Raw genomic sequence first — 16,571 nt, 5'->3', positions numbered from 1 at the left:
ATCGCCGCCCTTCCAGCACAATCGAGATCAAGTGAGCCGCGGGTCGCGGCCGGTGTGGCGCTCATTCGCCGAGGTGTGGTGCGACCGCGCGGGTGAGTTCGCCGGAGCGGACCAGCGCCTCGGCGGCCGCGATCTCCGGCGCGAGATGACGATCCGAGCCGGGGCCGTCGACCTTCGAGCGCAGCAGTGCCAGCGCCGCGGCGGTGGCCGGCGCCGGACGCATCGGCGCGCGGAAGTCCAGTGCCCGTGCCGCCGTGAGGTATTCGACGGCCAGCACGGTGGTCAGGCCGTCCACCGCGGTGCGCAGCTTGCGGGCCGCGGACCAGCCCATCGAGACGTGGTCCTCCTGCATCGCGCTGCTCGGGATCGAGTCCACCGACGCGGGCACCGCGAGGCGCTTGAGCTCGCTCACCACGGCGGCCTGGGTGTACTGGGCGATCATGTGCCCGGAGTCCACGCCGGGGTCGCCGGCCAGGAACGCCGGAAGCCCGTGCGAGCGGGCGACATCGAGCATCCGGTCGGTGCGGCGCTCGGCCATGCTCGCCACGTCCGCCACCGGGATGGCGAGGAAGTCGAGCACGTACGCGATCGGCGCGCCGTGGAAGTTGCCGTTGGACTCCAGCCTGCCGTCGGCGAGCACCACGGGATTGTCGACGGCGGAGGCCAATTCGCGGCCGGCGACCAGTTCGGCGTGGGTGACGGTGTCCCTGGCCGCACCGTGCACCTGCGGGGCGCAGCGCAGCGAGTAGGCGTCCTGCACCCGATTGCAGTCCGGCCCACGGTGACTCGCGACGATCTCCGAACCGGCCAGCGCGGCACTGATCCGCGCCGCCGACCGCGCCTGACCCGGATGTGGCCGCAGCGCCTGCAGATCCGCCGCGAACACTCGATCCGTGCCGAGCAGCGCCTCGACGCTCATCGCGGCGGTGACGTCGGCGACGTCGAGCAGCATGTTCAGGTCGGCCAGCGCGAGCATCAGCATGCCGAGCATGCCGTCGGTGCCGTTGGTCAGCGCCAGGCCCTCCTTCTCGGCGAGCACGACCGGCTTGATCCCGTTGGTGCGCAAGGCCGTTGCCGCGTCCGTCACGGTGCCCGCGGCGTCGATGACGTCGCCCTCGCCCATCAGGGCCAGGGCCACCGCGGCCAGCGGCGCGAGATCGCCGGAACAGCCGAGCGAGCCGTACTCGTGCACGATCGGGGTGATGTCGGCGTTGAGCAGGGCGGCGAGCGTGGCCGCGGTCTCCGGCCGGATCCCGGTGTGGCCGGTCGCCAGGGTGCGCAGCCGCAGCACCATCAGCGCGCGCACCACCTCGCGCTCGACCGGGCGCCCGGCGCCCGCCGCGTGCGAGCGGATCAGCGAACGCTGCAGCGCGACCCGGCTCTCCTGCGGGATGCTGTGGGTGGCGAGCGCGCCGAAACCGGTGGAGACGCCGTAGGTCGGCACCGTCCCCGCGGCCAGCGCGTCGACGTGCGCCCTGGCCAGCGCCAGCCGTTCCTCGGTGGCCGCGCTCAGGTGAACCTTGGCGCCGAGCCGGGCGACGGCGACGACCTGTTCCCCGGTCAACGGTCCGTCCAGCGCGACGGTCGGTAGCTGTGCAGTTTCGGGCATGGGGTCCATTCCACCGTCAGCACGGGCAGTGGAGAATGAGGGACGGTCCGATTGTGTCTGATATCCAAGACTTGCCGAGGAGATGGCATGGGAACGAGCAGCGACGTCCCGGCGTTGCGCCGTGGCCTGGCGGTGTTGCAACTACTCGCGGGGCGCGCGGGCCCGATCTCCGCGTCGACCATCGCGCGCGAACTCGGCCTCCCCCGGTCTACCACCTATCACCTGCTCGGCGAGCTGGAGTCGGCCCGATTCGTCACCCGGCTGCCCAGCGAACGCCGCTACGGGCTCGGCATCGCCGCGTTCGAGCTCGGCTCGGCCTACCTGCGTCACGACCCGCTCGAGCGGCTGGCCGGGCCGCTGCTGCGCGAGCTGGTCGAGCAGGTCGGGCACAACGCGCACCTCGGCGTGCTGCACGGCAACGAGCTGCTCTACCTGATCAAGGAACGCCCGATCCGGCCGGAAACGCTGATCACCGGGGTGGGCGTGCGGCTGCCCGCGCATCTGACCGCCTGCGGGCGGGCGATCCTCGCCTACCTGCCCGCCGCGCAGATCCGCGCGCTGTTTCCGTCCGCGTCCTCGTTCGTGCGGCGTACCGAGCGCGGGCCGAACTCACTCGCGTCGCTGCGCACGGTGCTGGCCGTCGAACGCCATCGCGGCTGGGCCAGCGAAGACGGGCACATCACCCCGGGGTTCGCCTCGGTCGCCTATCCCGTCTTCGATCACAACCAGCGCCCGATCGCGGCCATCAGTGTCACCTTCCGACACCACTGCGAGGCCACGCCGTGCCAGGCCGACTGGACGCCACTGGCCGACCGGCTCCGCACCGCCGCCGACAGCCTCACGCAGCGCATCGGCGGTCGAGCCGGCTAGAGCTTGCGGCCGACGCCGCCCCACGCCGCCGACGGCACCTCGCTCGCGGGCTCGGAGCTGTCGGCACGCCACTGGTTGACCGGCACGATGCCGGGCTCGACGAGATCGAGATTCTTGAACACCTCGCGGACCTGATCGACCGTGCGCACGTAGTACGGAACCGCGCCGGTTTTCGAGTAGTAGTCCGACAGGCGCACCAGCCGTGGATCTTCGGTGGTGCCTTCGTACATCGCGAAATAACTTCCGGACGGAATGGCTTCCTGCAAAGCGCCGGTTATCCGGATAACGTCGTCCCAGGTGCGGGCATGACCGAGAACGCCCATGAACATGACCGCGATCGGTTTGTTGAAGTTCAAAATGTTGCGCGCTTCGGTCACCACCTGGTCGGTATCGTGGAAATCCGCTTCGACCAACGCGGTGACGCCTTCGTCGGTGGTATTGATCAGCAACGCGCGGGCATGCGCGAGCACGAGCGGATCGTTGTCCACGTAGACGATCTTGGACTCCGGCGCGACACCCTGTGCGACCTCGTGCGTGTTCTGCATGGTGGGCAGGCCGGTGCCGATGTCGAGGAACTGCCGGATCCCGCCCTCCTCGGCCAGGTAGCGCACGACGCGCATCAGGAACCGGCGCGATTGGCGGGCCATGGTGCCGATTTCGGGAAACACCGATTCGCCCGACTCGCCGGCTATTCGATCGACTTCGTAATAATCCTGACCACCGAGCCAGTAATTCCAGATACGGGCGGAATGGGGGACATCGGTGCGGATCAGCCGATCGCTTTCGCGGACCATGATGCGGCTCCTCGAGAGGTGGTACGTGCGGCTGACTGTACAAGCGTCCAAGGGCTCTCGTCGGCGAATTCAGACATAAACACCGAAGAGTCAGATCGGACACGAGTCGCGTGTTCCGCCGAACGCGCGGAAGGTGGTTCTCGCCAGCCCGGTGGGCTTGAACACTCTACATCCGGCGGCGTCCAGGACTGTGACCGGCGACACCTGGAGATTGGTTGTGCACAATATAATTGAGGACTACGTTATTGGACATGACCGACGACCATCTCACCCTCGATGAGCAGATCTGCTTTCCGCTGTACGCGGCGTCCAGGGCGATGACCGCGGTCTACCGGCCGAAACTGGAACGGCTCGGGCTGACCTACCCGCAATACCTGGTGATGCTCGCCCTGTGGGAACGCGACGGGCGTAGCGTCGGCGAGGTGTGCCACGCTCTCGCGTTGGACTCCGGCACGCTGTCTCCCCTGCTCAAGCGGCTGGAGGCGGCGGGCTTCGTCCGTCGGCAACGTGCCGCGGACGACGAACGCCGCGTCGACATCGAGCTCACCGACCGCGGACGCGCCCTGCGCGCCGAAGCCCGCGGCATCCCGGCCGAGATGGCCGAGGCATGCGGGCTTTCCGTGGACGAATTCCTGGCCCTGCGCGCAACCCTGCGGCGACTGACCAGCGCACTCACGGCACCACCGATCGAAGGAGAACAGACATGAAGGTCCTGTACACCGCTGAGGCCCTGGCCACCGGCGACGGCCGCAACGGCCACGCCCGCACCACCGACGGCAAGGTCGACGTCGACCTGGCCACCCCGCCGGAGATGGGCGGCAGCGGGGCGGGCACCAATCCCGAGCAGCTGTTCGCGGCGGGCTACGCGGCCTGCTTCCATTCCGCGCTCCGCCTGGTCGGCAAGCAGGCCAAGGCCAATGTCGACGACTCCGCGGTCGGCGCGAAGGTCGGCATCGGCCCGAACGACGCCGGCGGCTTCCAGCTCGCGGTCACCCTCGAGGTGTCGCTGCCCCATCTGTCCCGCGAGGACGCGCAGGCCCTCGCCGACAAGGCACACCAGGTGTGCCCGTACTCCAACGCCACCCGCGGCAACATCGACGTCGATGTCGTTGTCGCCGAAGACTGATCGGAGGAGCAAGCCATGCGTGCGGTAGTCATCGAGAGTTTCGGCGAACCGAAGGACGTACTGACCACGGCGGAGCGGCCGCTGCCCGAACCCGGCGACGGCGAGGTGCGGGTCGAGCTGATCCTCGCGCCCGTGCACAATCACGACCTGGCCATCGTGCGCGGCGTATACGGCTACAAACCGCCGCTGCCCGCGATCCCCGGCACCGAGGGGGTCGGCCGGATCGACGCCCTCGGTCCGGGCGTGACCGGACTTACTGTCGGCCAGCGGGTTACGGTGTCCGGCGCGCAGAACGTGTGGGCCGACTACTTCGTCGTCAAGGCCGCCCAGGTGGTGCCCGTGCCGGATTCGGTGTCCGACGAGACCGCCGCGCAGCTGCTGGCCATGCCGCTCAGCGCGCTGATGCTGCTCGAGGATCTCGACGTGGCTTCCGGCGAGTGGATCGCGATCAACGCGGCCAACGGCGCGGTCGGGCGGCTGGTGAATGTGCTTGCGCGCCAGCGTGGCGTCCATGTGCTGAATCTGGTGCGCGGGCCGAAGTCCGTGGCGGCGTTGCGGGCGGCCGGTTTCGAGCCGGTGTTCGACACCGAGGCCGAGGGGTGGCGGGACGCGGCCGTCGCCGCGACGTCGGGTGCGCCGATCGTGCGTGCCGTCGATCAGGTGGGCGGACCGGCCGCGAGCGACGCGATGGCGCTGCTGGCGACCAAGGGCGAGCTGATCTCGTTCGGCGCGCTGTCCGGGCAGCCGATGACCTTGAGCCCGAGTGATCTGATCTTCAAACAGACCGTGGTCAAGGGCTTCTGGGGCGCCAAGCGGATCGAGGAGACCTCCGCCGAGGATCGCCGGCGGTTGATCGGCGAGCTGGTGTCCGCGGCGGCGCAGGGTGTATTGCAGCTCGATGCCGAGGCCACCTATCCGCTGGATGCGGCGGCCGACGCGGCCGTCGCCACCGAGAGTCCGGGACGCAGCGCCAAAGTCATGCTGGCGCCGAAGGTCTGACGCGCTACGGGCGCAGTTCGAGCACGGCCATGGCGGCATTGTGTCCGGGGATGCCGCTGACCCCGCCGCCTCGTACTGCGCCCGCGCCGCAGAGCAGGACGTTGCGGTGGCCGGTCGCGACACCCCAGCGGGTGGCCGGGTCCGCATCGGAGTCGTCGTCCCGATAGGGAAACGCCAAGTCGCGGTGGAAGATATGGCCGCCGGGCAGGCCGACCTCCTGCTCGAGATCGAGCGGGGTCTTCGCCTCCAGGCACGGCTCGCCGTTCTCGTCCACGGCCAGGCAGTCGCCGATCGGCTCCGCGAGCACCGAATCCAGCTGGGCGATGGTCGCTTTCAGCAGCTCGGCCTTCGCCCCTTGCGGATCCTTCGCGAAAAGCTTTGCCGGTGTGTGCAATCCGAACAGGGTGAGCGTGTGCGCGCCCTGCGCCGCCAGCTCCGGCGACAGGATCGACGGATCGGTCAGCGTGTGGCAGTAGATCTCCGACGGCGGCGCCGAGGGGATCCGCCCGATCGCCGCCTCGCCGTAGGCGCGATCCAGTTGCGCATACGATTCACCGATGTGGAAGGTTCCCGCGAACGCCTCCCGCGGGTCGACCGAGCTGTCGCGCAGCCGAGGCAGCCGGGTCAGCAGCATGTTGACCTTCAATTGCGCGCCTTCGGGTTTCGGCTCCGCCGGTGCACCGAGCAGCCGTGCGAGCTCGTGCGGCGCGGCATTCACCAGCACGTGGCCCGCGCCGACCACCCCGCCCGCATAGCTGACTTCCGCTGCGCGCCCGTCGGTTTCGATGCCGGTCACCGCGCAACCGGGGACGATCTCGGCGCCGGCGGCTTGCGCCGCGGCGGCCAGCGCGTCGGTGAGCGCGCCCATCCCGCCCACCGGCACGTCCCAGTCTCCCGTGCCGCCCCCGATCACGTGATACACGAAGCACCGATTCTGCCGTAGCGACGCGTCGTGCGCGTGCGTGAACGTCCCGATCAACGCGTCGGTGAGCACCACCCCGCGCACCGTGTCGTCGGTGAATTCCGCCTCGACGATCTCGCCGAGCGGCCGCTCGAACAATGCCGCCCACGCGACCTCGTCGTCGATCAGCCCGCGCAATTCGGCCCGCGACGGCAGCGGCTCGGTCAACGTCGGGAACACCCGCTCGGCCAGCCGCCCGGTCATGGCGTAAAACCGCTGCCACGCAACGAAATCCCGATCCGATCCGGTCAACCCGACGAAACTGTCCCTGGTCCGCTCGGCCGACCCCGTATCGACCAGCAACCCGCCCGTCCCCACCGGCGTATACGACGAGATCCGCCGCCGCCGGGTAACAAACGACAACCCCAGCTCTTCGACGATCCGCCGAGGCAACAAGCTCACCAAGTACGAATACCGGGACAACCGAGCGTCCACCCCCGCAAACACCCGTGCGGACACCGCCGCCCCGCCCGTACTCCCCTGCCGCTCCAACACCACGACCGACCGCCCGGCCCGCGCCAGATACGCCGCGGCCACCAGCCCGTTGTGCCCGCCCCCCACAATCACCACGTCATATGACCGCCGCATCGGTTCCATCCGTCCTCGATAGCACGAATCCCGTCCACCCGGCGGCCCAACACGGCGAAAACCCGAGCGTTCACCGTCGATATGACCACCCGCGGCCCACGTCGTGAACCGACTGGTCCCCTGTGCGGAATTGCCGTTGCCGCGTGCGCGGCGCGGTATTCTCTACGCATCGAATAGATCGAAAGCTTAACGGATGCAAGCGATTCCGTTGTATAGAGGCTTTCGTCACAAGAAATGGCAAGCTCATGATTGTTGTCTTCATCGCCAAAGACATCGATGTTCTCGAGGCCGGATACGACGACTCCGCCTACAAGCCGGCCACGTTCGGCCGCGCGTACGCCTACAGCAAGAAACTCTGGCCCTGTGCCACGCTGGGCAAGACCGAGAACCTCTTCATCACCGCCCACGGCGACGAGACCTCCATCGGCGACGAGGACTCCACCCCCGGCAAAGGCCCGGTGATCGATCTGAACGCGGACCAGCTCGCCGGCATCATCAAGGCCATCCTGCCCGGCGGCTACACCGGCAACATCTACATCTCGACCTGCAATTCCTTCAAGATCGCCCAGGCGGTCGCGGAAAAACTCGGCGTGCTCGTCGGCGGCGACGTCTACGGCACCAAGAAGTCCATCGACTACGCCATCCAAGGCCCCAGCGGCAGCAACTGGTCCCTCGCAGGCTGACCCCCGAACCGAGTCAGAGGTCCAACACCAGAACCTCTGACTCGGCCCGCGACACACAGAGCATCATGGTGTCCCCGCGCGCCTGCTCGGCAGCGGTGAGCACCGAGTCGCGGTGGTCGATCATGCCGGACAAGACGGCGGTTTCGCAGGTGCCGCAGGTGCCTTCGCGGCAGGAGGTGACGAGCGGGATGCCGGCCCGGTCCAGCACGTCGGCGATGGATTGGTGGGCGGCGATGTGGAAGGTTCGGCCGGTGCTTGCCAGTTGGACGTCGAACTCGTTGGTGGGCGCGAATGTCGTTGGGCGGGGGACGAATCGCTCGAGGTGGACCGGTCGGCCCCGTTGGGTAGCTTCGGCTTCTACGGCGGCGAGCAGGGGTTCGGGGCCGCAGCAGTAGACGGTGGCGTGGGGGTGGGTGCTGAAGATTTCGGCGAGGGGTAAAAGGCCGTGTTCGTCTTGTGGCAGGAGATTCACGGCGGGGTATCTGGTGCTCAGTTCGTCGGCGAAGGCCATGTGGGCGCGGGTGCGGCCGCCGTAGTAGAGCGACCAGCGCGCGGCGGCGGTCGCTGCGGCGGCGATCATCGGCAGGATCGGGGTGATGCCGATGCCGCCGGCGATGAAGACGTAGCTCTCGCGGGTGATCAGTTCGAAATTGTTGCGCGGCTTCGACACTCGCAGCTCCGTGCCGGGCAGTGCGGTGTCGTGCAGATGACGCGATCCGCCCCGGCCTGCGGGCTCGTGCAGCACCGCGATCCGCCAGCGGTCCGCGTCCGCGGGGTCGCCGCACAGCGAGTACTGGCGGACTCCCGCGGCACCGGCGGCCACGTCGATGTGCGCGCCGGGCGTCCACCGCGGCAACTCACCGCCGAGGGCGGACAGCTCCAGCGAGAACACGCCTTCGGCCTCGTCGCGACGCGCCGACACCCGAACCGGAAACTCGGTCATTTCAGCCTTCCTTCGCGGGGTTGGTCCGCGCGATCACCGTCTCCGAGATCGCCTGGCCGCGCAGCAGGCGAACGGGCAGTCGATTCGGGCGATCGACGTTGACTATCGCCCCGACTCAGACGGCCCCGCGGCCCCGAAACTGGCGCCATGACGACTGTGGGGCAATTGGTGGACAAAACCACCCGGTTCATTCGTGACCAGGTCGTTCCGGTGGAACGCGAGGTCATCGTCGACGGGCGGGTGATGGACGACGCGCTGCGCCTCGACCTGCAGAAGCGGGCGAAGGAGGCGGGCGTGTTCGGCCCGCTGTCCGAGCCGAAGTACGGCGGCCTCGGCCTGGACACCCGGGCCCAGGCCCAGGTACTGGAGGCGGCGGGCGCGAGCCTGCTCGGCCCGCTCGCGGTGAACGCGTGGGCGCCCGACGACGGCAACATCCATCTGCTCGCGCACGTGGCCAATCCCGAGCAACAGGAGCGCTACCTGGCGCCGCTGGCCGCCGGCGAGGTCCGCTCGGCCATCGCCATGACCGAACCGGCCCCCGGCGCGGGCTCGGACCCCGCCATGTTGCAGACCGTCGCCGAGGAGACCGACGACGGCTGGATCATCAACGGCGCCAAGCACTTCACCACCGGCGCGCAGGGCGCCGCGTTCACCATCTGCGTGGCCCGCACCGGCGACGGACCGACGATGTTCCTGGTCGACGCGGACAACCCGGGCCTGCGGGTCGGCCGCCGGATGCCGACCCTGGACCACACCAGCGCCCCCGGCGGGCACTGCGAAGTGAACTTCGTCGACTGCGTGGTCCCCGATTCCGCCGTGCTCGGCGAGGTCGGCCAGGGCCTGGTGCTCGCCCAGGTGCGGCTCGCCCCGTCCCGGCTGGTGTTCTGCATGAACTGGCTCGGCCTCGCGGTCCGCGCGCACCGGCTCGCCATCGAGCACATCAGCACCAGGACCTCGTTCGGCGTCCCGATCGCCGATCACGGTCTGGCGCAAGGCATGGTCGCGGACAACGAGATCGATATCGCCGCCGCTCGCGGCGTGATCCGCACCGCCGCCGAGACCATCGACGCGCAGGGCCCGACCTCCTCGCAGGCGCGCCACGACGCGTCGATCGCGAAAACCTTCGTCTCCGAAGCGGTCTGGCGGGTGCTCGACCGCGCCGTGCAGCTGCACGGCGGACTCGGCGTCTGCGAGGACTACCTGGTGGCCCGATTCCTGGTGGAGGCGCGGGCGTTCCGCATCTACGAGGGCCCGTCGGAGGTGCTGCGCTGGTCCATCGCCAGGCGCGCACTGCGCAATCGCTGACATCCGTTATCGCTGAGGGGAGTACCGCAATGACCACGCGAGAGATCGCCGGCTTCGCCGCCGCCTACCCTGAACTCGACGGCGCCGCCGTCGACTACGAATACCTGCGCGCCGTGTCCCAGGATCTGGTGCCGTTCGGCCGCCACGTCGGCACCCGGATCACCGAGATCGGCCCGGAGCGCGCCGTCGTCGAGATCCCGGTCGGCGACACCGTCGGCAACCACATGGGCACGGTGCACGCCGGCGCGCTGTTCACCGCCGCCGACATCGGCGGCGCGGCCGCGTTCGTCGGTGCGGCCGCCCCGCGCCTGTCCACCGTCGAACGCCTGGTGCTGCGCTCGGGCACCGCGTCCTACCGCAAGCCGGCCATCGGCCGGATCCGCGCCATCGCCACCGTCGACGAGCGCGAGCTCGCCGCGGTGCTCACGGCCACCGTGTCGAACCGTTTCGAGTTGTCCGGCAAGGCTTCTCTGGTCGACGACGGCGACGTGGTCGTCGCCAAGTTCACCTTCGACTACGTCTGCGACGTGACCATCCCGGAGTCGGACCGGTGACGACCACGGCCCCGAAGCCCTCGGAATTCACCGCCCTCGAGTCGGCGACCGTCTCGACCTCCGACGACGCCACCTTCACCGTCCGCTTCCTGCCCGGCAAGAAGGCCGACGCACCGGTGGTGCTGATCCTGCCCGCGATGGCGATGAAGGCGAAGAACTACCTGCTGCTCGCCAAAGAGCTCAACGCCCAAGGCCTTTCGGTCGCCACCTGCGACCTGCGCGCCCACGGCGAGGCACAACCGGAACTCGGCCTGCACCGCGACTTCGGCTATCGCGAGATGCTGGAGATCGACCTGCCCGCGATCGTCGCCGCTGTGCGGCAACGCTTTCCGGAAGCGCCGCTGCACCTGTTCGGCCACAGCCTCGGCGGCCAGGTCGCGCTGCTCTACGCCGCCGCCGAACCGGACTCCGTGGCCGGCGTGACCGTCATCGGCACCGGCACCGTGTTCTGGTGGGCGTTCGGCCCGCGCCGCTGGTTCGAGGCGCTGAGCCAGATCCAGTGGATCGGCCTGGTCTCGCGCTGGAAGGGCCACTGGCCCGGCGGCGTGCTGATCCCCGCGCCGATGCCCGGCGGCGTCATGCGGGACTGGGCGATGCACTCGCTGACCAGCTACTACCGCCCCAAAGGTTCGGCGCGGCAGTACAACACGCTGCTGCGCAACCTGCCCAAGCCGGTGCTGGCCATCTCGCTGTCCGACGACGTCCTCGGCCCGAAGTCCAATGTCGACTTCCTGGTCTCCCGGATGCCGAAGGCGCAGGTCACCCAGTGGCACATCGACGAGGACTCGCCGGTCGAGCATCGCGATCACTTCACCTGGGTCAAGGATTCCCCGGCGATCGCGGCCCGGGTCGCGACCTGGATTGTCGCCGGCGAACTGCCCGGCTGAGGAGAACTGGTGGCAAGACTGCGAATTGAGAAGGTGTCGAAGCAATTCGGCGCGACCTACGCGGTGCGCGAGGTGAGCCTCGACATCGCCGACGGCGAGTTCCTGGTGCTCCTGGGCCCCAGCGGCTGCGGCAAGTCCACGCTGCTGCGGATGATCGCGGGACTGGAGGATCCGACCGGCGGCGTGATCCGGTTGGACGACAACGACATCACCCACCGCGCGCCGCAACAACGTGATCTGGCGATGGTGTTCCAGAGCTACGCGCTCTACCCGCACCTGACCGTGGCCAAGAACATCGGTTTCCCGTTGCGCGCCAGGCACACTCCGCGCGCGAAGATCGCCGAGCGGGTGGCCGAGGTCGCCTCGACCCTCGGGCTCGACGAGCTGCTGCGGCGCAAGCCCGGCGCCCTGTCCGGCGGCCAGCGGCAGCGAGTCGCGCTGGCCCGCGCCATGGTTCGTGATCCCGGCGCGTTCCTGATGGACGAGCCGCTGTCCAATCTGGACGCCAAGCTGCGCAGCGCGACCCGCGCCGAGCTGATCGCGCTGCACCGCAGGCTGGGGGCGACGTTTCTGTACGTGACCCACGACCAGGTCGAGGCGATGACCATGGCCGACCGGATCGCGCTGCTCAACGAGGGCCGGGTGGAGCAGGTCGGCACCCCGACCGAGCTGTACGACCGGCCGCGCTCCACCTTCGTAGCGGGCTTCCTCGGCGCCCCGCCGATGAACCTGTTCCCCGGCATCGTCACCGAACGCGACGGCGGACTGTTCCTGGTGGCCGACGGCATCGACGTCGAATTGGCCATCCCCGCCGGGGATTTCGGCGGCACCGTCGAGGTCATCGCCGGCATCCGCCCCGAACAGCTGCGCCTCGACGCGACCGCCGCCGACATCCGCGGCGAGGTGCGCATGGTGGAAAACCTCGGCAGCGAGGAGCTGATCCATTTCACCACCGGTGCGCACACCCTCTGCGCCCGCGCCTCGCGGCCCGCGGGGGTCCAGCCCGACGACAGCATCGGGCTGCGCGCCGACCCCGCCCACATCCACTTCTTCGACCCCGAATCCGGCCTGCGCATGACCTGGCAGGAGCCACAACCGGATTCGCTGCGCGCCGACGAGGCCGTCGCCGTCGCCTGACTCGGGACAACGCCGTCCGATATCACCGAATCAATGAGGAGAACACCGTGAACCGCACCGCGCCCATCTTGGGCATGGTGTTCGCAACCACCGTCGCGCTCAGCGCTTGCGGCGGACTCGGGAGCACCAGCACAGACTCGAACTCCGGCACCGCGCCGATTCCGGACCTGAACCCGGATCAGCACGTGGCCATCGTGTTCGAGTCCTACAACTACGGACTCGCCGGGGCGTGGACCGATACCTTCAACACGCTCATCGGCGAGTTCCGCACGAAGTTCCCGAACATCACGGTGACCGCGCAGAAACCGCAGGGCAACAGCCCGAACCCGGCCACGGACACCATCTCCAGCATCCAGAACCAGACGGTGGCGGGCACGCCGCCGGACGTCGCGCAGCTCGGCTTCAGCGACCTGGACTACACCGTCCATCAGCTGGGCGCCAAGCCGCTGGACACGCTGGTCTCCAAGCAGGAGGTGGCGCGCAACTTCGACGGCGCGACACATCCGTACGCGCCGAAGGCCCGCACCCTCGCCGATTGGGACGGCCACACCTACGGCGTGCCGTTCGTGTTCTCCACCCCGGTGCTCTACTTCAATGCCTCGCTGTTCAGCGCGGCCGGGCTGGATCCGGCCAAGCCGCCGGCCACCTGGCAGCAGGTCGCCGAGGCCTCCGCCGCGATCACCGGCAAAACCGGCAAGGGCGGCATCTACGTCGACTGCCTGACCAAGACCGCCAAGGACTGGTGCTTCCAGTCGCTGGTTCGGTCCAACGGCGGCCGGGTCATCGCCGAGGACCGCAAGTCGCTCACCTTCGCCGACGCGCCCGTCATCGAGGTCGCGCGGCAGCAACAGCAGCTGGTCGAGTCGGGCAGCATGCCCAAGCTCAACCAGAAGCAGGGCTACGAGGCGTTCGCCCGCGGCGACATCGGCATGATCCTGGAGACCAGCGCGATCCAGGGCACCTTCACCACCGGCGCCAAGGACAAGTGGGACCTGCGCGCCGCGCCCATGCCGAGCTTCGCCGGCAAGCCGACGGTGCCGACGAATTCCGGTGCTTCCCTACACATCCTGTCCAACGACCCGGCCAAGCAGCGCGCGTCCTGGGAGCTGATCAAGTTCCTCACCAGCGAAGCGGCCTACACCAAGATCTCCCAGGGCATCGGCTACCTGCCGCTGCGCACCAGTTTGATGGATGACCCTGCCGGACTGAAGGATTGGGCGGCGAAGAACCCGCTGTTGCAGCCGAACGTCGCCCAGCTGGCGAACATGGAGCCGTGGATCTCCATGCCGGGCACCAACTATCTGCAGATCCGCGACGGCATGATGGACGCGGTCGAGGCGATCGTGTTCCAGGGCAAGGATCCGCAGTCCACCCTGACCGCCGCCGAGGAGCAGGGCGCCAAACTGCTGCCCGCGTCATGAGCGGGGTCACGATCGTCCAGCTGACCGACACCCACATCCGGCCCGCCGGGGAACGGGTCCACGGCAGTGTCGACACCTACGAGAACCTCACCCATGTGCTGCAACAACTTCGAGCCTCAGGGCAGAGCATCGACGCGCTGGTGCTGTCCGGGGATCTGACCGACAACGGCTCGCCCGAGGCGTATCGGCGGCTGCGCGACGCGGTCGAGCCGGTGGCCGCCGACCTCGGCGCGCAGACCGTGTACGCCATGGGCAATCACGACGAGCGCGCGGCGTTCGGCACCGAGCTGCTCGGAACCGATTCCACGGCAATCGATCCCGACTTCACCCACGACAGCGTCACCGATGTCGCCGGGTTGCGGATCATCGCGCTGGACAGCACCACCCCGGGCCGGCACGACGGCCGGCTCGAACCCGAACAGCTCGACTGGCTGGCCGGCGAGCTGCGCACGCCCGCGCGGCACGGCACACTGCTCGTGCTGCACCACCCGCCGATCCCGTCGCCGATCGCCACCACCGAGTACCTCAAGCTCGAACAGCCCGAGCTGCTCGCGGAGGTGCTCTCGGGATCCGATGTGCGGCTGATCATCTGCGGGCACAACCACCTCACCGGTGCGTCCGCGCTCGGCGGCATCCCGGTCTGGATCGGGCCGGCGCTGTCCTACCGGATCGATCCGATCGCACCGGTCGGGCGGCACCGCGGGCTGGTCGGATTCGGTTACAGCCGTATCGATCTGCTCGGTGCGACCTTGGTGGCCACCGCGATCGAGGCGACCCCCGCCGAAACCGTCTACGACAGAACGGAACAGGACGTGCTCGATCAGCTCGCCGCGTTGGCCGCGGCCGAGACCGGGTAGGTCGATGTTCGTCATCGAAACTCCGCGCGCCATCGAGGAAGTCGCCGAGTCGGTCGCTTCCCCGGTGCCGCCACCGAACCGCCTCGCCCGGTTCCGCCGGGCGGGGCGGTTCGTGGTGCCGTACCTGTATCTGGCGCCCGCGCTGTTCCTGCTCGTCGTGTGGACCTACCGGCCGCTGGTGCAGGCGTTCGAATTGTCCATCTACTCGTGGAATCTGCTGCCGACCTCGCCGATGAAGCCGGTCGGGACGGGCAATTACGAGCGGCTGATGGACCTGCCTGCCTTCTGGAACTCGATCGGGCGCACCGGCGCGCTGATCGTCGGCATGCTGCCGTTCACGGTGATCCTGCCGGTGCTGATCGCGCTGGCGAGCAAGCGAGTGCAGGGGCGGGCCCGGACGATCTATCAGGCGTTCATCTTCGTGCCGTTCCTGGTGGCTCCGGTTGCGGCGGCGGCAGTGTGGCGGTGGCTGCTGCATCCCGGCAGCGGATTCGTCGACCAGCTGATCGGCTCGAACCGCAATTGGGTCTATGACGCGGGCACCGCGCACATCGTGATCATCGCGATCACCGGCTGGCAGCTGCTCGGGTTCTCCGTGCTGGTGGTGTGGGCCGGATTGGCCGGTATCAGTGGGGATTACCACGAGGCGGCCCAGGTCGACGGCGCGAGCCCGAGCCAGATCCGGCGCTGGATCACCATGCCGCTGCTGTCCCCCACGGTGATGTTCCTCGTGCTGACCACCGTCTTGCTCAGTCCCGTGCTGACTTTCCCGCTCATCGACTCGATGACCCAGGGCGGTCCCGCGCAGGCCACCACGAATATCTATTACCTGCTGTGGGATTACGCCTTCCACAGCTTCGACGCCGGGCTCAGCGCGGCGGCCGGAGTGCTGTTGTTCGCCGGATTCGGCGTGCTCGCCGGGATCCTGGTGTGGATCTCGGAAAAGGTTGCCTTCCATGATGATTGATCGTTTGCGGACCGCCGGCAGCCATGTGCTGCTCGCGGTCACCGCGCTGGTGTGCATTTTCCCGATCTACTGGCTGTTCGCCACCTCGTTGCGCCGGCCCGAAGATGTCACCTCGCTGTCGCCGATCCCGTGGCCGATCTCGTTCGCCAACTACACCGACGCGGCCGCCAAGGTCGACGTGGCCGGGCTGATCGGTAACACCTTCATCATCGCGGCGCTGTCCGCGGTGGGGCAGCTGCTCGTCGCGCTGCTCGCGTCCTACGCGTTCGCGATGTACACGTTCCCGTTCCAGAAGATCCTGTATCTGGCGTTCGTCGGCACCTGGCTGGTGCCGTTCCAGGTGACCATGCTGCCGAACTACGTGCTGCTCACCCGGCTCGGCCTGATCAACTCGCTGATCGGCGTCGTGCTGCCCACGCTGTGCTCGGCCCTCGCGGTGCTGCTGTTGCGGCAGCACATGGCCAGTTTCCCCAAGCAACTGGTGGCCGCCGCCAAGATCGACGGCCGCTCGTCCTGGGCGATCCTGTGGACCGTGGTCGTGCCGAACCTGCGGCCCGCGCTGGCCGCGCTCGGCATTCTGCTGTTCATCAACGCGTGGAACGAATACTTCTGGCCCGCGGTGGTGCTGCGGCAGTCCAACGGCGTGCTCCAGCTCGGGCTACGCAGCTTCATGGGCACCGAGGGTGATCAGTGGGGGCCGATGATGGCGCTGGCGAGCCTGGCCTGCCTGCCGGTCCTGGTGCTGTATCTGCTGTTGCAACGCCACATCGTGAACGCGTTCGTGCGGTCGGGGCTTAAGTAGTTTCAGGCCGTCGGTTACGAATCGGTCCGCAAACTGAGATTCCGCTCACTCGGCCGTGCGGAGACGGC

The 16,571-nt window shown here is 68.6% G+C and carries 17 protein-coding genes; 13 read left to right on the top strand and 4 right to left on the bottom strand.

The window, feature by feature from the left end:
- Nucleotides 1-61 precede the first annotated feature (61 nt).
- Nucleotides 62-1,609 (bottom strand): histidine ammonia-lyase, encoded by a 1,548-nt coding sequence (hutH, locus tag ACFQ9K_RS23625; protein WP_378722780.1) that lies wholly within the window; start codon nucleotides 1,607-1,609, stop codon nucleotides 62-64.
- 87 nt (nucleotides 1,610-1,696) lie between these two features.
- Here hutH and ACFQ9K_RS23620 point away from each other — a divergent pair, with 87 nt between their 5' ends.
- Nucleotides 1,697-2,479 carry an IclR family transcriptional regulator gene (locus ACFQ9K_RS23620; protein WP_378722781.1) on the top strand — a complete coding sequence of 261 codons (783 nt, stop codon included), beginning with the start codon at nucleotides 1,697-1,699 and terminating at the stop codon, nucleotides 2,477-2,479.
- Here ACFQ9K_RS23620 and ACFQ9K_RS23615 read toward each other — a convergent pair.
- Complete coding sequence (locus ACFQ9K_RS23615) at nucleotides 2,476-3,273, bottom strand: SAM-dependent methyltransferase (RefSeq protein ID WP_378722782.1); 798 nt, start codon at nucleotides 3,271-3,273, stop codon at nucleotides 2,476-2,478. The genes ACFQ9K_RS23620 and ACFQ9K_RS23615 overlap by 4 nt on opposite strands.
- 251 nt (nucleotides 3,274-3,524) lie before the next feature.
- Between ACFQ9K_RS23615 and ACFQ9K_RS23610 the strand changes: the two genes are divergently transcribed.
- The 3 genes from ACFQ9K_RS23610 to ACFQ9K_RS23600 are packed head-to-tail and all read left to right on the top strand — an operon-like array spanning nucleotide 3,525 to nucleotide 5,398.
- Entirely contained in the window at nucleotides 3,525-3,980 is a 456-nt protein-coding gene (locus ACFQ9K_RS23610; RefSeq protein WP_378722784.1) for a MarR family winged helix-turn-helix transcriptional regulator, read from the top strand.
- A complete protein-coding gene (locus tag ACFQ9K_RS23605) occupies nucleotides 3,977-4,399 on the top strand; it encodes an organic hydroperoxide resistance protein (RefSeq protein WP_378722785.1) in 423 nt (140 codons plus the stop codon). Before ACFQ9K_RS23610 ends, ACFQ9K_RS23605 begins: the two co-directional genes overlap by 4 nt.
- Before the next feature lie 15 nt (nucleotides 4,400-4,414).
- Nucleotides 4,415-5,398, top strand: coding sequence for a zinc-binding dehydrogenase (locus ACFQ9K_RS23600; RefSeq protein WP_378722786.1), 984 nt, complete (start codon nucleotides 4,415-4,417; stop codon nucleotides 5,396-5,398).
- Between the two features lie 4 nt (nucleotides 5,399-5,402).
- Here the strand turns inward: ACFQ9K_RS23600 and ACFQ9K_RS23595 are convergent, their stop codons facing one another.
- Entirely contained in the window at nucleotides 5,403-6,947 is a 1,545-nt protein-coding gene (locus tag ACFQ9K_RS23595) for a phytoene desaturase family protein (protein ID WP_378722787.1), read from the bottom strand.
- A gap of 245 nt (nucleotides 6,948-7,192) precedes the next feature.
- On the opposite strand from ACFQ9K_RS23595, the gene ACFQ9K_RS23590 reads away from it, so the two are divergent.
- Complete coding sequence (locus ACFQ9K_RS23590; protein WP_378722788.1) at nucleotides 7,193-7,630, top strand: hypothetical protein; 438 nt, start codon at nucleotides 7,193-7,195, stop codon at nucleotides 7,628-7,630.
- Between the two features lie 13 nt (nucleotides 7,631-7,643).
- Here the strand turns inward: ACFQ9K_RS23590 and ACFQ9K_RS23585 are convergent, their stop codons facing one another.
- A complete protein-coding gene (locus tag ACFQ9K_RS23585) occupies nucleotides 7,644-8,573 on the bottom strand; it encodes a PDR/VanB family oxidoreductase (RefSeq protein WP_378722789.1) in 930 nt (309 codons plus the stop codon).
- A 147-nt stretch (nucleotides 8,574-8,720) separates the two neighbouring features.
- Between ACFQ9K_RS23585 and ACFQ9K_RS23580 the strand changes: the two genes are divergently transcribed.
- The 8 genes from ACFQ9K_RS23580 to ACFQ9K_RS23545 are packed head-to-tail and all read left to right on the top strand — an operon-like array spanning nucleotide 8,721 to nucleotide 16,503.
- A complete protein-coding gene (locus ACFQ9K_RS23580; protein ID WP_378983587.1) occupies nucleotides 8,721-9,878 on the top strand; it encodes an acyl-CoA dehydrogenase family protein in 1,158 nt (385 codons plus the stop codon).
- Between the two features lie 29 nt (nucleotides 9,879-9,907).
- Nucleotides 9,908-10,432 (top strand): PaaI family thioesterase, encoded by a 525-nt coding sequence (locus tag ACFQ9K_RS23575; protein WP_150406938.1) that lies wholly within the window; start codon nucleotides 9,908-9,910, stop codon nucleotides 10,430-10,432.
- A complete protein-coding gene (locus ACFQ9K_RS23570; protein WP_378720811.1) occupies nucleotides 10,429-11,319 on the top strand; it encodes an alpha/beta fold hydrolase in 891 nt (296 codons plus the stop codon). The genes ACFQ9K_RS23575 and ACFQ9K_RS23570 overlap by 4 nt, the downstream gene beginning before the upstream one ends.
- A 9-nt stretch (nucleotides 11,320-11,328) precedes the next feature.
- Entirely contained in the window at nucleotides 11,329-12,456 is a 1,128-nt protein-coding gene (locus ACFQ9K_RS23565) for an ABC transporter ATP-binding protein (protein WP_378720810.1), read from the top strand.
- A 47-nt stretch (nucleotides 12,457-12,503) separates the two neighbouring features.
- Entirely contained in the window at nucleotides 12,504-13,877 is a 1,374-nt protein-coding gene (locus tag ACFQ9K_RS23560) for an ABC transporter substrate-binding protein (RefSeq protein WP_378720808.1), read from the top strand.
- A complete protein-coding gene (locus tag ACFQ9K_RS23555; protein ID WP_378720807.1) occupies nucleotides 13,874-14,734 on the top strand; it encodes a metallophosphoesterase in 861 nt (286 codons plus the stop codon). Before ACFQ9K_RS23560 ends, ACFQ9K_RS23555 begins: the two co-directional genes overlap by 4 nt.
- A 4-nt stretch (nucleotides 14,735-14,738) precedes the next feature.
- Nucleotides 14,739-15,701, top strand: coding sequence for a carbohydrate ABC transporter permease (locus ACFQ9K_RS23550; protein ID WP_378720806.1), 963 nt, complete (start codon nucleotides 14,739-14,741; stop codon nucleotides 15,699-15,701).
- Nucleotides 15,691-16,503, top strand: a complete 813-nt coding sequence (locus tag ACFQ9K_RS23545; protein ID WP_378720805.1) for a carbohydrate ABC transporter permease — start codon at nucleotides 15,691-15,693, stop codon at nucleotides 16,501-16,503. The genes ACFQ9K_RS23550 and ACFQ9K_RS23545 overlap by 11 nt, the downstream gene beginning before the upstream one ends.
- The last annotated feature ends 68 nt before the right edge of the window (nucleotides 16,504-16,571 follow it).

Source organism: Nocardia sp. NPDC056564, assembly GCF_042793755.1.
Classification (GTDB): Bacteria; Actinomycetota; Actinomycetes; order Mycobacteriales; family Mycobacteriaceae; genus Nocardia.
Note: the sequence above shows the minus strand (reverse complement) of the source record. Positions and strands in the feature narration are given on the sequence as shown.

Coding starts and splice junctions, on each gene's coding strand:
- ACFQ9K_RS23615 (WP_378722782.1), bottom strand. CDS start 3,273: ATGGTCCGCGAAAGCGATCGGCTGATCCGCACCGATGTCCCCCATTCC.
- ACFQ9K_RS23555 (WP_378720807.1), top strand. CDS start 13,874: ATGAGCGGGGTCACGATCGTCCAGCTGACCGACACCCACATCCGGCCC.
- ACFQ9K_RS23610 (WP_378722784.1), top strand. CDS start 3,525: ATGACCGACGACCATCTCACCCTCGATGAGCAGATCTGCTTTCCGCTG.
- ACFQ9K_RS23545 (WP_378720805.1), top strand. CDS start 15,691: ATGATGATTGATCGTTTGCGGACCGCCGGCAGCCATGTGCTGCTCGCG.
- ACFQ9K_RS23580 (WP_378983587.1), top strand. CDS start 8,721: ATGACGACTGTGGGGCAATTGGTGGACAAAACCACCCGGTTCATTCGT.
- ACFQ9K_RS23620 (WP_378722781.1), top strand. CDS start 1,697: ATGGGAACGAGCAGCGACGTCCCGGCGTTGCGCCGTGGCCTGGCGGTG.
- ACFQ9K_RS23585 (WP_378722789.1), bottom strand. CDS start 8,573: ATGACCGAGTTTCCGGTTCGGGTGTCGGCGCGTCGCGACGAGGCCGAA.
- ACFQ9K_RS23605 (WP_378722785.1), top strand. CDS start 3,977: ATGAAGGTCCTGTACACCGCTGAGGCCCTGGCCACCGGCGACGGCCGC.
- ACFQ9K_RS23550 (WP_378720806.1), top strand. CDS start 14,739: ATGTTCGTCATCGAAACTCCGCGCGCCATCGAGGAAGTCGCCGAGTCG.
- ACFQ9K_RS23590 (WP_378722788.1), top strand. CDS start 7,193: ATGATTGTTGTCTTCATCGCCAAAGACATCGATGTTCTCGAGGCCGGA.
- hutH (WP_378722780.1), bottom strand. CDS start 1,609: ATGCCCGAAACTGCACAGCTACCGACCGTCGCGCTGGACGGACCGTTG.
- ACFQ9K_RS23595 (WP_378722787.1), bottom strand. CDS start 6,947: ATGCGGCGGTCATATGACGTGGTGATTGTGGGGGGCGGGCACAACGGG.
- ACFQ9K_RS23575 (WP_150406938.1), top strand. CDS start 9,908: ATGACCACGCGAGAGATCGCCGGCTTCGCCGCCGCCTACCCTGAACTC.
- ACFQ9K_RS23600 (WP_378722786.1), top strand. CDS start 4,415: ATGCGTGCGGTAGTCATCGAGAGTTTCGGCGAACCGAAGGACGTACTG.